This window comes from Paenibacillus sp. FSL R5-0519 (genome assembly GCF_037974275.1).
In the GTDB taxonomy this organism is placed as follows: domain Bacteria; phylum Bacillota; class Bacilli; order Paenibacillales; family Paenibacillaceae; genus Paenibacillus.
Genome location: NZ_CP150234.1, coordinates 2874617 through 2888409 on the forward strand (window position 1 = coordinate 2874617; position 13793 = coordinate 2888409).

Sequence of the window (13793 nt, forward strand, 5' to 3'; positions counted from 1 at the left end):
CTATATGAGTTGAACTGAATCATTTACACGTAACGAAGTTACAAGAAAAAACTTTGAAAAGGAAGCATTCGCCTCTATCGTTATACACCGGAGTACGCCATAAATCCGCCATCTACAGGAATGACTGTACCCGTCACGAAGCCTGACTGTCTTTCATCCGCAAGCCACATCAATGTGCCAAGCAGATCTTCCGGTTTGCCGAAGCGGCGCATGGGTGTATGTGCAATAATTTTACTGGAACGCTCCGTAGGTGAGCCGTCTGGTTGCAGTAATAGATTACGGTTCTGCTCGGTCAGGAAAAACCCGGGTGCAATAGCATTGACACGAATACCGGATTCGGCCAGATGAACGGCAAGCCACTGCGTGAAGTTGTTAATTGCGGCCTTCGCAGCACTATACGCTGGCACTTTCGTCATGGGAGATGGGGCGCTCATGGAAGAAATGTTAATGACAGTGGCAGGAACATCGCGCTCTATCATATGTTTTGCAAAGATCTGAGTGGGGATGAGAGAACCGACAAAATTCAGATCCATCACCTGACGAAATCCCTCTACGCTTACATCGAAAAATGTTGTGACATCATTCTGCGCCAGATCTTCCAATCTGAAAATTTCATTCGTGGTGTTGGCACTGGCGTTATTGCCACCCGCGCCATTAATAAGAATATCACAGGGTCCAAGTTGCTCCAGCACAGCATCTGCCGCTGCTTGCACACTCTCGGCCTGGGTTACGTCACAGGCAACAGCAATCGCTCTGCCACCCTCAGCTTCAATTGCAGCTACAACTTCTTGTCCCTTGGACACGGTACGGTTCAGAATGGCTACGCTTGCACCATGTCGAGCGAGTTCTTCCGCCATGGAGCGGCATAATACCCCAGCACCTCCGGTGATTACAACTGTTCTGCCTTCGAGACGAGTTGAGCGTTCATATTGGTGTTCACTCATGCTTTTGCCCTCCTTTGCAGGGAATCCCAGACGCCCCAGAGATACATGATTCCCAAAGCCCGGTCATAGAGTCCATAGCCAGGTCGGCACTGTTCTCCCCAGAGATGACGTCCGTGGTCGGGTCTTGCATATCCTTCATAACCGATATCGTGATAAGCCTCAACAACCCCTGCAATATCAACACTGCCATCCTGACTGCGATGTGAGGTTTCGATAAAGTCGCCATTATCGTAGATTTTGACATTACGAATGTGGGCAAATGGAATCCGATCCTTGAACTCGTGTATCATGCCGATAATGTCATTATCCGCATTTGCTCCCAAAGAGCCACTGCATAGTGTCACGCTGTTGTAAGGGCTATCATAAAGATTCAAATATTTCCGAACATTCTCCTGACTTGTAATAATCTTCGGCAATCCAAAGATTGGCCAAGGCGGGTCATCCGGATGGATGGCCATTCGAATCCCCAGCCGTTCGGCTGTAGGCATAATCTCTTGCAGGAAATAACGTGCGTGCTCCCACATATGATCCTCGGTTACATCCTTGTAGGCTTCGAACAGTCCTGTTAAATACTGCAATCGTTCCGGTTCCCAACCTGGCATGGTGAGTGCGGAGTTTTCCGTAATGCGTCGAACGAGTTCTAGAGGTTCTATATCTGCGAGTTTACTGTGCTCATAGAAGAGGGCAGTTGAACCATCCTCCATTTCCTTATGCATATCCGTGCGAAGCCAGTCGAAGATCGGCATGAAGTTGTAACAGATGACCTTCACACCCACCTGAGCCAGTTTCTCCATCGTTTTAATATAGTTCGCAATGTATTTATCCCTTGATGGCAGACCCAACTTGATATCTTCGTGGATGTTCACACTCTCAACGACATCCAGATGTAACCCGGCCTTATCCGCTGCCGTTTTGACAGCGAGTATCTTATCCATCGGCCATTCCTCGCCAGCAGGAACATCGTGCAGTGCCCACACAATACCTTCAACACCCGGAATCTGCCGGATATGATCCAGCGTTACCGTATCATTGCCTTCGCCGAACCAGCGAAAAACCATTCTCATCACGTTCACCTCATCATGAATAGTAGTAAGAAAAATGCAGTCATTGAAAATAGGTAGGATATGTATCCTGCAGGACAGCCAAATCGGTAACAGTTAAATGCAAGTGTTCCTGCATCAGTCGCTCTGCTGTGTCGGCATCATGCTGTTGAATGGCCTTGACCATCGACAGGTGTTGTTCAATTAAATGATCCCACTGATGATCCGAGGACAGGCGTAACATGCGACTTCGATTCAAATGTACATTCATCTGCTGGATAACAGTCCAGATGTTGCTTTTATTGCAGCCTGCAAAAAGAGTGCTATGGAATTCCTCATCCAATTGAAACATTCGTTCATCATCCGGTTTGATCCTGCATTCCTGCTGCCACGCAAGGTTCTGTTCAAGAGTTACCATTTGTTCGTTTGGAAAGTTCTCGCAGGCGATCCTGATTACGGCTCGTTCGAGCTGTTCACGCATGAACCGTGCTTCCTCAACGAGATCGACCTGAATCAGAGAGACGTATGTGCCACGCTGTGGGTACACTTCCAGCAGACCTTCCTGAGCAAGTCTTACAAAACTCTCTCGAACAGGTGTCCGGCTGACCTGAAACTCCAGTGAAATTTCCTTCTCAGAAATAGCTGTTCCTGGAGGCAATTTCAGACTTAAAATGAGTTGTTTCAGCGTGAAGTAAACGACATCTCGCGTTGAGTAAGATTGTTTATTCATGGAAGACATGCTGCTCGCAACAGGTAACAAACCGGCTTTGGATGAACACTTTGGGGTATATTCCACAAATTCAACTCCTTCATTGACATACTACCATACTTGTATGGTAGTATGGAAGCGCTTTATCGGCATTATATTAAATTTAGTTGACGATTCACTTGCAGTTCAAGGAAATGCAGAGTACAATTCAGTTTATTGGGTTCGAATGTTTAAACCAACAGACGCAAATAACGAGAAATTACACGTTGGACTATTGATAAAGAAATATAAAGAAATCGTATAGAGGTGAAACCATGGGACAAAAAGCAATCAGCGTTTTTCAAACCTGTATCCCGTTATTTCAGGTGTTAAGTGACAATCACCGTCAAGCCATTCTGCTGACACTCACCGAGAAGGGCAGAATGACCGTGAATGAAATTACTGAGCAATCCAGTCTATCCCGGCCAGCCATATCTCATCATCTCAAGCTTTTGTTAGAGAAGGGACTCATATCCGTGGAACAGAAGGGCACACAGCGATATTATTCGGCTTCATTGAATGCATCGGTGGAACTTCTGAAGGAACTGGTAGCTGCTTTGGAAGAAGAGTGCCTGTAGAGGAATAGTGCTGTAACATGCTTTTGCATGTACCTAATAGGTTCGTAAGTTTAAACGCTTAATCAAAACTAAACAGAGGAGTATGTATATATGACAACGACTATGCAGGAAGTAACCAGTCAGGAAGTTGAACTGATTTTGGAGCACCAACGACAATTCTTTCATTCCGGGGCCACACGATCAGCAGAAGCTCGAATTGCCCGTCTGACCCAACTCAAGCAGGCGATTCAAAAGTATGAGACCAGACTGACAGAAGCTCTATATCAGGATTTGGGCAAAAGTGAATTCGAATCCTACACGACCGAGATTGGATTTATGATGGACAGCATCACACACACCATTCGTAAAGTGAAAAAATGGGTGAAACCCGTTAAAGTGAAAACGCAAATGGCACTCTTGGGGTCCAAAAGTGTAATTATACCTGAACCCTATGGGTCTGTTCTGATCATCGGACCGTTCAATTATCCATTTCAACTCTTAATCGAACCATTGGTAGGGGCGATTGCGGCAGGTAACACAGCCGTGCTCAAAGCGTCAGAGAATACACCTACGGTGTCCGCGGTTGTACGTGAAATGATTGCGAGTGTGTTCGAACCGGCATACGTACAAGTGCTTGAAGGTGCCAAAGACACAACGACAGCGCTGATTAATGCGCCATTTGACTATATTTTTTTTACCGGCAGTGTACCGGTAGGCAAGATTGTGATGGAGGCAGCTGCCAAAAATCTCGTTCCCGTTACGTTAGAACTGGGAGGCAAGAGTCCGGTCATCGTTGATGAACAGGCGGATATCAAAGTAGCTGCGCAGCGCATTATTTGGGGCAAACTGCTCAATACAGGACAGACCTGTATCGCACCCGATTATTTGCTCGTGCATGAGCGCGTGAAGGAACCGTTAATTACAGAGATGAAAGCAGCGATCGTGTCCTTCTTTGGGTCGGATATCCAGCACAACAAGGACTATGGGCGAATCGTGAACAAGGGTCATTTTAAACGTCTGACGACGTTAATTGAACGGGATCAGGCCAAAGTGATATATGGTGGCGCATCGGATGAGGAAGACCGTTTCATTGAACCTACATTAATTGATGCTGAATCTTGGGATGCAGCGACGATGGAAGATGAGATTTTTGGACCGATTCTGCCCATCATTAGCTACCGTAAGCTCGATGACGCCATTGTAGAGATCGTAAAGCGGCCGAAACCCCTCGCCTTGTATCTGTTTACTTCCGACACACGGATTCAGGACAAGGTGTTGCGTGAAGTTTCTTTTGGAGGCGGCTGCATTAACGATACCATCACACATGTTGCGAATCCGCGTTTGCCATTTGGCGGTGTTGGTCATTCCGGTGTTGGTTCATATCATGGAAAGTACAGCTTCGAAACGTTCTCCCATCTCAAAAGTGTACTGAAAAAAAGCACCAAACTGAATCTGCCGATTCTGTATCCCCCGTATGATAACAAGCTGAAGCTGATTAAACGTTTGTTGAAATAAATAAGAAAGACGAAAGCCTGCTACTGGACCTTATTCCAGAGCAGGCTTTTCCTGTCGGTAACGGGATGGTGACATGCCGGACCAGCGCTTGAATTGACGACTGAAATGGGCAATATCCTTGTAACCAAGCATGACGGCAATATTTTGAACGGATAGCTTCGGATTGCCCAGAAGTAGCTTCGCTTCATGCAAAACCAACTGGGACAATACAGCACGGGGAGACTGACCGAATACCTGCTTGAACACGCGATTACAATGAGAAGAACTGATACCCAGCTCGGCTGCAATATCATCAATGCCATAGTGACCACTCGATTCGTGTCCCTGTTTGAATTGCTGACTCATCAGGCCCTGCAGTCGATTCCGAATCTGGTGGGCGAGTTCGATCTTTTCATGTCTGTCGGTAAACCATTGCGCTGCCTCTTGCGAGACCGCCTCCCACAGATGACCAAATAATTCGAATACCGCAGATTGCAACTGCATACGCTGCACCATCGTATTTGCAGTTTCATCATCCGCAGATGACATCAATTTGTGTAAAACCGGCTCAATCTGCTGTGTAACCGGACTATCCGCGCTGAATCGTATTTGCTTGATGCGTGCCAACAACGATAGGAACAACTGATCATCAATATCAAAGTGCATACAAAAATACGTGAATCCCTTGCCGTTATGGCTCTGACTGGAATGAATGCTTCCCGGTGGAATCAGGAGCAGTTCGCCAGCCTTTTGAATATATAGGGTACCGTTCACCATCATCCTTTGCTCGCCTTCGGTAACATAATTCAGTTCATATTGAGGGTGCTCATGCGCCGGATAATCCCAGTCCGTATCAACTCTTCGTAAATGGATGGCGAACAGATTGACGGTTGTTTGCACATCTGGATAAAAAACTTCATGGACACTTTCTCCCAAAGCAGGAGGCAAGAACGTTGACGACATGGAAGATCCCCCTTTATAGAGATTGTTCAAAAAAAGCGCTTTTGATTACGCACTTATCTCAAATGGAATACTTTTTTGTAACCGCTTTAATCCATTATAGTCTATCAGCTTGATTTGGGTAAATATCAGATTGATTTGATCATGGTCTGAGGTGGAACCACGTGTTAGGATGGGGCTAATGAAAACGTATGCAAACTATTTTGGGAGGGGTTATGATTCGTGAGCACATCGAAATCCATCTTTTATAATGCACATCACGCACCGATCGGTGCTTTTGCGAGTTTCACACTGGGATACAAAGGAGCCAAAGGCGGGCTGGGTCTTGAGCTCGGCAAACCGGCAGACCAGAATGTATATATTGGATTACAATCTCGTGATGGAGAGAATTATCAGGCGCTTCCTTTTTATGAAGCTTCCGAGGATGAGAGCAGCCGTTATGATGTAGAGAAGTTGGAAAATGGGGACACGGCGCTGACCACAGCGTCCAAAGTTCCGCAACCTCTGATTGCGGCTTTTCGTGATGAAGAGATTACCCGTGAATTCACCTCAGGTACGGATACATGGACTGCAGGGGATCTGACATTTCGTATCTACTCGCCTGTACGTCCAGTACCTGATCCAACGAGTGGAGAACGTGAAGCCTTAATGGATACACTCGTACCTGCCGTATTGGTCGAGATGACGATTGACAATACGCAAGGTCAACAAGCACGTAAAGCCTATTTTGGCTATCAGGGCAATGATCCGTACTCTGCAATGCGTCTAATTGGGGGACCTGAGGGCGGCTCCATCACAGGTGTGGGACAAGGTCGACTTACCGCAATTATGTCGGCAGATGACGGACTGTGGCCAGCACGCGGATTCACGCTGGAGAAGCTCTTGCAGGAGAAACATCGGGATAATCTGGCATTTGGACTTGGCTCAACCGCTGCACTACTGATGGAGGTGCCGGCTGGAGAGAAACGTACGTATCAATTCGCCGTATGTTTCTATCGCGGGGGCATTGTGACAACCGGAATGGACACAACGTATTGGTATACGCGCTACTTCTCCGATATTCAGGCAGCAGGAGCGTATGCACTCCAACGATTCAGTGAGTTGACCGCTTCCTGTGGAGAGGTTGAACAGCGACTTGGAACGGCTGCTTTGACCGAAGATCAATCATTCATGCTTGCTCATTCCATTCACAGTTATTATGCCAGTACTCAATTGCTGGATGCCGATGGCGAGCCACTCTGGGTGGTGAACGAAGGGGAGTATCGGATGATGAACACACTTGATCTGACGGCCGATCAGTTGTACTTCGAGCTTGCCTTGAATCCATGGACGGTGCGTAATGAGCTGGAGTGGTTTGTCAAACGATACAGTTATACCGATCAGGTTCGTTTCCCGGGGGAAGAAAAGTTACATCCGGGTGGAATTACCTTTACCCATGATATGGGTGTTGCCAACGTATTCTCACGCCCCGGACACTCGGCATATGAGCTGGTTGGCATTGACGACTGCTTTTCACAGATGAGCCACGAGGAACTGGTGAACTGGCTCTGCTGCGCGACAGTATACATTGAACAGACACAGGATCAAGCATTTGTGAAAAACATGCTGCCTGTTATCCAAAATTGCTTCGAAAGTATGCTTAATCGTGACCATCCTATCGCGGAGCAGCGTAACGGTCTGATGGGCCTCGATAGCAGCCGTACCCAAGGTGGAGCGGAAATTACAACTTACGACAGCCTGGATGTGTCACTGGGTCAGTCTCGCAATAATATCTATCTGGCCGGTAAATGTTGGGCGGTCTACGTTGCATTGGAGAAGCTGTTCGCAACGGAGAAGTTGGCGGATCTGTCACATCAAGCAGGGCTTCAGGCGGATCGCTGCGCAGCCAGTATTGCTGCACAGTTGACGGATGGCGGCTACATTCCAGCTGTTATTGCAGAAAATAATGATTCTCGAATCATTCCGGCGATTGAAGGTCTTGTATTCCCTTACTTTACAGGCTGTGAAGCAGCATTGGATGTCAATGGTCGTTTTGGACCTTATCTGAAAGCACTCCAAACTCATCTGAAGACGGTTCTTGTACCAGGAACATGCCTGTTCGAAGATGGAGGCTGGAAACTGTCCTCAACAAGCAATAACTCGTGGCTGAGCAAAATCTATCTGTCCCAGTTCATCGCTAGAGAGCTGCTGGATGTGGAATGGAATGAGACAGGCAAGGCAGCAGACGCGGCTCATGTCAACTGGCTGTTGCATCCGGAGGAATCGTACTGGTGTTGGAGTGACCAGATCCTGTCTGGTGTAGCGGTTGGCAGCAAGTACTATCCGCGTGGTGTGACGTCGATTCTATGGCTACTCGAAGGAAAAGGGAATCACCTTGCACAGATCTATGCTACCAAGGAGGCGGTACAATGAACCAATCTATCGTTCAATCTGCTTTGTCAGGTCCACAGTATGATGCATGGCTAGGGTATCACTCCGAATTGCCAAAAGCGAATGGAATTGCCCGTAAGAAGGCTCCGGCGTGGAGCAAGCTGATACTGGCGGAAGAGAAGCATGGAGTAATCACCACAGCGCTGACCGAACTTTCACGGGGACTGGAGAAGCTGTATGGCGTGAAACCGACAGTCAGTCAGCTGTCTGATGCTCAGCAAAGTGAGCGGCACAATCACGATTCCGCTCCCGCCATACGAATCGGTACTTGGACAGGGAGCGATTCGGTGGCTGCGTCGTTCAGTGAGACAGAGCGTTCTGCTGTTCAAGGAGAAGGGTACATCATTCGTGAGAGCGAGGGTGTGCTGGTCATTGGTTCAGAGACTCCCCAAGGATTATTGTATGGTGCATTCCATCTGCTTCGGGAACTGACAATGGATCAAGGAAGTGCAAGTGAGGCGGATGGCGCTGTGAGTAAATGGAGCTTCATTACAGAGCAGCCTATCAATGCGCTACGGATGATCAATCAGTGGGATAACGTGGACGGCAGCATTGAACGTGGTTACGCAGGAGACTCCATTTTCTATGATAACGGGGAATTCACACTAGACTTGGACCGCATCAGGGACTACGCACGTTTGCTTGCTTCGACGGGCATCAATGCCATATCGATCAATAATGTCAATGTACACCGCCGTGAGAGCTTGTTTTTGACGGAACGTTATCTTAGCGATGTGGCGAAGGTTGCTGCTGAATTCAGAGCGTATGGTATTCGATTGTTCCTGAGCGCCAACTACGCGAGTCCAATCGAGATTGGTGGGTTACGTACGGCAGATCCGCTGGATGCGCAGGTACGGGAATGGTGGAACATTCAAACGGCCAAGGTGTACGCAGCCATTCCGGATTTTGGCGGTTACCTGATCAAGGCAGACTCCGAGAATCGGCCGGGACCGTTCACGTATAACCGTGACCATGCTGATGGTGCAAACATGCTCGCTGAAGCTCTTCGGCCATTCGGTGGATTGGTGATCTGGCGTTGCTTCGTCTATAACTGCAAGCAGGACTGGCGGGATCGTTCCACTGACCGTGCACGTGCAGCATATGACCACTTTACCCCGCTGGATGGGCGTTTTGCCGAAAATGTCATTTTGCAGATCAAGAACGGGCCGATGGACTTTCAGGTGAGGGAGGCGGTATCCCCGCTGTTCGGCGCTATGGAACATACGAATCAGGTAATTGAATTTCAGATCACACAGGAGTATACCGGACAACAGCGTCATCTCTGTTATCTGGTTCCCCAGTGGAAAGAAGTATTGGACTTTGACACCTACGCCAAAGGCAAAGGTTCAGAGATCAAGAGAATCGCGGATGGTTCTCTGTATAAACGACCTCACAGCGGCTTCGCGGCAGTCTCCAACATTGGTGCCGATGCCTGTTGGACAGGACACCCACTCGCGCAGGCGAATCTGTATGGATACGGAAGACTGGCGTGGAATCCGGAGCTGTCCGCGGAAGAGATTGCCGATGAGTGGGTAAGACTCACATTTGGACATGGAGACGAAGTTGTACGGCAGGTTACGGGTATGCTTTTGACTTCACTAGATATCTATGAGAATTACACGGCGCCTCTCGGTGTGGGCTGGATGGTTAATCCCGAGCATCATTATGGGCCGAATGTAGATGGGTACGAGTATTCCAAATGGGGAACGTATCACTTTGCCGATTGTCATGGCATTGGTGTAGATCGAACCGTGAAGAGCGGTACAGGATACACCTCACAGTATCACCCTGAGAATGCGGATCGCTATGAGTCCTTGGACACCTGTCCGGATGAATTGATTTTATTTTTCCATCACGTGCCATATACCCATGTTCTGCATTCGGGCAAGACGGTCATTCAGCATATTTATGATACCCACTTTGAAGGTGTAGCGCAGGCGGAGGCGTTAGCCGAGACATGGAGACAGCTGGAGGGCAAAATCGACCCGGACATTTTCAGCAAAGTTGCTTCATTACAGGATAACCAGGCCGAACATGCCAAGGAATGGCGGGACATGATCAATACGTATTTCTATCGCAAGAGCGGTATTGCGGATGAACAAGGTCGAACAATCTATTGATTGGTGATGTGAAGAGGGAAGATACCTTGTTTTCTTTGATGTGATGTAGAATAGACAGCATGGATATACCTGAGGAGGAGATACGTATGGGACAACATCAACTGCCCGAGAACATGAAGGCCGCTGTCATGACAGAGCCAGGACACATTATCATTGAGGAACAACCCGTTCCGCAGCCCGCAGCAGATGAGGTGTTAATCCAGGTGATGGCTGTCGGGGTGTGTGGCTCGGATGTGCACTATTTCGAACATGGGCGCATAGGCAGATTTGTCGTGGAAAAACCGATCATTCTGGGTCATGAGTGTGCCGGGATCATTGCTGCTGTGGGCTCGAACGTATCACGCCTGAAAAAAGGGGATCGGGTTGCTATTGAGCCTGGGGTGACTTGCGGACGTTGCACGGCATGCAAGGAAGGTCGCTATAACCTGTGTCCGGATGTACAATTTCTGGCGACCCCTCCCGTGGATGGCGCATTTGTACAATACATGGTGATGCGTGAAGATATGGTATTCCCGATTCCAGATCATCTGTCTTATGAAGAAGCCGTAATGAACGAGCCATTCTCCGTTGGGATTCACGCTGCACGCCGGAGCAAATTGGCTCCGGGTACAACCCTGGCGATTATGGGCATGGGTCCAGTTGGACTCATGGCCGTGGCTGCTGCCAAATCTTTTGGTGTAGAGAAGATCATTGTAACGGATCTGGAAGAAGTTAGGCTGGAAGCGGCTCGCCGCATGGGGGCCACTCATGCCATTAATGTGCGGAATGAAGATGCGCTGGCTGTGATTCGCGAGTTAACAGGTGGTGTGGGTGTCGATACCGCATGGGAAACAGCGGGCAATCCGAAGGCGCTGCAATCCGCTTTGTATTCACTTCGACGTGGAGGAAAACTTGCAATTGTGGGCCTGCCTGCACAGGATGAGATCGCACTCAATGTTCCATTTATCGCGGACAATGAAGTTGATATCTATGGCATATTCCGTTATGCCAACACGTATCCGGCAGGGATTGAGTTCCTGAGCTCTGGCCAGCATGACGTGATGTCTCTGATTACAGATCGTTATTCACTCGAAGAGACACAGCAGGCGATGGAGCGCGCATTACACAATAAGAGCGGCAGTCTGAAGGTCATGGTATATCCGAACGGCAGATAAGAACAACGTGAAAGAGTCCGGCAGTTTAGGACTCTTTTTTTGTTTTTTTGCAAAAAAAGTATGGGTCAAGCTCCCATAACATGGTATAATTCATGAAGATTTTAATATATAAAACGATACACACCATAACGGTGAATAAGTACTTAGCGAAAGGAACTGAAGGTTGTGAGAGTACATGAATTTATGATTCACGCTGATTTTCATCGGGATGATCTGATGTCGGTATCTTCTCAAGCGTCACGTTTTTCCTCGGATATTATTTTGTCGTATATGGAGTCTGAGCATGAGCATCGTGTAGATGTCAAAAGCCTGCTTGGAATGGCGTTACTTCCCATTCGATATGGTAGTGTTGTCAGATTACAGACAAGGGGCAGGGATGAACTGGAGGCTTTGGAGTACATGTTGAATGTACTGGAGAAAGGGACGGCGTAACACCTGATTAGTTGCAAAATCACAGATATCATATTTTTTTTGGCTATTCCTCAAATCCTGCTGGTACTTTGTCCAAAAAAAGAGTATAATAAAATTTAGTTTGATTCTAAAGAAGTACCCATATTAAAGGAGTGTAAATAGATTATGCCAAAAGTTGACATCCATCCAAAGACACAAATCGTAATTTTTTACGATGCAAGTGCTGATTACAAATTCCTGAGTTCTTCCACGAAGTCCTCTAACGAAACTATGGAATGGGAAGATGGTAACTCTTACCCGGTAATCCGTGTGGACACTAGCTCCGCATCCCACCCGTTCTTCACTGGTAAACAAAGAAACGTGGATATCGGTGGTCGTGTTGATAAATTTAACCGTAAATACAACATCAACAAATAAGTTTGTCCATACATTACAAGAAAACCTCGGGATTCGTCCTGAGGTTTTTTTGTGTCTCAATAAAAATTAATTCAACCAATTATTGCGCTTACAACACATTCGGATGTAAACTAGAAAACAGAGCAAGAACATATGAAGGAGGAAATAGAGATGAGCAGCATCACACATATGGTAACGTTTACACTATACGCAGGTAAAGATACACCGGAGGCAGAAGCCTTTTTGAAGGAAAGTTCGGATGCATTGGCAGCCATTCCTGGGGTAGAGCAATTTCGGGTTCTGAGACAGGTAAGTGAGAAGAATGAGTTTGACTACAGCTTCTCGATGGTCTTTGCGGATCAGGCTGCGTATGATGCATACAACAATCACCCGGTTCACCGTCAATATGTAGAACAGCGTTGGGAAAAGGAAGTCAGTCGCTTCCAGGAAATTGATCTGATCCAGCATAATCATTAATATTCTCTACATATAGGGAAGAAAGCTGACTTACCATATACAGCATTGTACAATGCTGTATTCTTCTCTTCATAATGCGTAATTGTAGAGAGAATACAACCTTTTTCGAAACCGTTTTCGAAAAATAAATTAAAGGAGGTTTTCGCTGTTATGCAATTGGATCTCACAGGTAAAACGGCTCTTGTTACAGGCGCAACCGGACAACTGGGGAGAGTCATCGCACGCACGTTGGCCAACTGTGGCGCCAATCTGGCTTTACATTACATCAATAATGATACCAAAGCTCGGGAGCTCCAGGGTGAGATTGAAGCACTTGGTCGTAAGGCTGTAATTGTACAGGGAGATATGACGAAGCAGGATACGGCATTTCGGATTCGTGATGAAATTCAGCCTGTCCTCGGCGGAGTGGATATCGTCGTTGCCAATGCGGTCATTCAATATGAATGGACGACGGTGTTGGAACAGTCTCCTGAAGATTATTTGAGTCAGTTCGAGTCCTGTGTTATGCAGAGTGTGTATCTTGCCAAAGCTTTCATCCCACATATGCAAAACGTCAAAGCAGGTCGCTTTATTGGCATTAATACCGAATGTGCGATGCAAAACTTCGCTCACCAATCGGCCTACACTGCTGGTAAGCGTGGAATGGATGGCGTATATCGCGTGCTGGCCAAGGAGGTTGGCGAGTATCAGATTACCGTAAACCAGGTTGCACCTGGATGGACAATTAGTGAACGTGATCGCTCCAGTGAGCCTGGACACGATGAAGCATACACGCGTACCGTGCCACTGAAGCGCAGGGGTGAAGATCAGGAAATTGCCAATGCAGTTGCTTTTCTCGCTTCGGATCTGTCCTCATTTATCACAGGTGCCTATATCCCGGTAAGTGGTGGAAATGTGATGCCTGCCATCTAAATACGAATAAGAGTTCAACCTTAATGAGGGTGTCCCATAAGTCATGAATATGACGGGGACATCCTCTTTGCTGTGTTTTTTGTTGTAATGAACCTGACACACGTTATTCGCCCCCATTTGCCGAGATCTGCGATCACACGAATCAAAGAG

General features: G+C 47.4%; 13 protein-coding genes. 9 read left to right on the forward strand and 4 right to left on the reverse strand.

All coding sequences use genetic code 11. The annotated features are described in order from the left end of the window. Positions 1-80: 80 nt before the first annotated feature. From MKY73_RS13225 to MKY73_RS13235, 3 genes are read right to left on the reverse strand one after another with little or no spacing between them, the layout of a single operon-like run. The gene (locus tag MKY73_RS13225; RefSeq protein WP_339307963.1) at positions 81-944 is read right to left on the reverse strand and encodes an SDR family oxidoreductase; all 864 of its coding nucleotides are present in this window, start codon (positions 942-944) and stop codon (positions 81-83) included. Further along, entirely contained in the window at positions 941-2008 is a 1068-nt protein-coding gene (gene uxuA, locus MKY73_RS13230) for a mannonate dehydratase (RefSeq protein ID WP_036673719.1), read from the reverse strand. The genes MKY73_RS13225 and uxuA overlap by 4 nt, the downstream gene beginning before the upstream one ends. A 40-nt stretch (positions 2009-2048) precedes the next feature. After that, positions 2049-2723, reverse strand: a complete 675-nt coding sequence (locus MKY73_RS13235; protein WP_339308575.1) for a GntR family transcriptional regulator — start codon at positions 2721-2723, stop codon at positions 2049-2051. 284 nt (positions 2724-3007) lie between these two features. On the opposite strand from MKY73_RS13235, the gene MKY73_RS13240 reads away from it, so the two are divergent. Continuing rightward, positions 3008-3310, forward strand: coding sequence for a metalloregulator ArsR/SmtB family transcription factor (locus MKY73_RS13240; RefSeq protein WP_076331658.1), 303 nt, complete (start codon positions 3008-3010; stop codon positions 3308-3310). A 90-nt stretch (positions 3311-3400) separates the two neighbouring features. Continuing rightward, positions 3401-4804 (forward strand): aldehyde dehydrogenase, encoded by a 1404-nt coding sequence (locus tag MKY73_RS13245; RefSeq protein WP_339307964.1) that lies wholly within the window; start codon positions 3401-3403, stop codon positions 4802-4804. A gap of 30 nt (positions 4805-4834) precedes the next feature. Here MKY73_RS13245 and MKY73_RS13250 read toward each other — a convergent pair whose 3' ends face one another. Further along, positions 4835-5746, reverse strand: a complete 912-nt coding sequence (locus tag MKY73_RS13250; protein WP_339307966.1) for an AraC family transcriptional regulator — start codon at positions 5744-5746, stop codon at positions 4835-4837. Positions 5747-5965: 219 nt separating this feature from the next. Between MKY73_RS13250 and MKY73_RS13255 the strand changes: the two genes are divergently transcribed. From MKY73_RS13255 to MKY73_RS13285, 7 genes are all read left to right on the forward strand, one after another. Beyond that, positions 5966-8155, forward strand: a complete 2190-nt coding sequence (locus MKY73_RS13255; RefSeq protein ID WP_339307967.1) for a glycoside hydrolase family 52 protein — start codon at positions 5966-5968, stop codon at positions 8153-8155. Further along, the gene (locus MKY73_RS13260; RefSeq protein WP_339307968.1) at positions 8152-10293 is read left to right on the forward strand and encodes an alpha-glucuronidase family glycosyl hydrolase; all 2142 of its coding nucleotides are present in this window, start codon (positions 8152-8154) and stop codon (positions 10291-10293) included. Before MKY73_RS13255 ends, MKY73_RS13260 begins: the two co-directional genes overlap by 4 nt. An 86-nt stretch (positions 10294-10379) precedes the next feature. After that, on the forward strand, positions 10380-11447 hold the full coding sequence (locus MKY73_RS13265; protein WP_339307969.1) for an NAD(P)-dependent alcohol dehydrogenase: 1068 nt from the start codon (positions 10380-10382) through the stop codon (positions 11445-11447). Between the two features lie 165 nt (positions 11448-11612). Beyond that, positions 11613-11879 carry an HPr family phosphocarrier protein gene (locus tag MKY73_RS13270; RefSeq protein ID WP_026081056.1) on the forward strand — a complete coding sequence of 89 codons (267 nt, stop codon included), beginning with the start codon at positions 11613-11615 and terminating at the stop codon, positions 11877-11879. A 144-nt stretch (positions 11880-12023) separates the two neighbouring features. Next, on the forward strand, positions 12024-12275 hold the full coding sequence (locus MKY73_RS13275) for a type B 50S ribosomal protein L31 (protein ID WP_278294759.1): 252 nt from the start codon (positions 12024-12026) through the stop codon (positions 12273-12275). Between the two features lie 150 nt (positions 12276-12425). Next, positions 12426-12731: a Dabb family protein gene (locus tag MKY73_RS13280; protein ID WP_339307970.1), complete on the forward strand. Its 306-nt coding sequence runs from the start codon at positions 12426-12428 to the stop codon at positions 12729-12731. Between the two features lie 150 nt (positions 12732-12881). Further along, a complete protein-coding gene (locus tag MKY73_RS13285) occupies positions 12882-13643 on the forward strand; it encodes an SDR family oxidoreductase (protein WP_339307971.1) in 762 nt (253 codons plus the stop codon). Positions 13644-13793: the final 150 nt, after the last annotated feature.

Coding starts and splice junctions, on each gene's coding strand:
- MKY73_RS13225 (WP_339307963.1), bottom strand. CDS start 944: ATGAGTGAACACCAATATGAACGCTCAACTCGTCTCGAAGGCAGAACA.
- MKY73_RS13275 (WP_278294759.1), top strand. CDS start 12,024: ATGCCAAAAGTTGACATCCATCCAAAGACACAAATCGTAATTTTTTAC.
- MKY73_RS13235 (WP_339308575.1), bottom strand. CDS start 2,723: ATGTCTTCCATGAATAAACAATCTTACTCAACGCGAGATGTCGTTTAC.
- uxuA (WP_036673719.1), bottom strand. CDS start 2,008: ATGAGAATGGTTTTTCGCTGGTTCGGCGAAGGCAATGATACGGTAACG.
- MKY73_RS13245 (WP_339307964.1), top strand. CDS start 3,401: ATGACAACGACTATGCAGGAAGTAACCAGTCAGGAAGTTGAACTGATT.
- MKY73_RS13250 (WP_339307966.1), bottom strand. CDS start 5,746: ATGTCGTCAACGTTCTTGCCTCCTGCTTTGGGAGAAAGTGTCCATGAA.
- MKY73_RS13265 (WP_339307969.1), top strand. CDS start 10,380: ATGGGACAACATCAACTGCCCGAGAACATGAAGGCCGCTGTCATGACA.
- MKY73_RS13240 (WP_076331658.1), top strand. CDS start 3,008: ATGGGACAAAAAGCAATCAGCGTTTTTCAAACCTGTATCCCGTTATTT.
- MKY73_RS13280 (WP_339307970.1), top strand. CDS start 12,426: ATGAGCAGCATCACACATATGGTAACGTTTACACTATACGCAGGTAAA.
- MKY73_RS13260 (WP_339307968.1), top strand. CDS start 8,152: ATGAACCAATCTATCGTTCAATCTGCTTTGTCAGGTCCACAGTATGAT.
- MKY73_RS13285 (WP_339307971.1), top strand. CDS start 12,882: ATGCAATTGGATCTCACAGGTAAAACGGCTCTTGTTACAGGCGCAACC.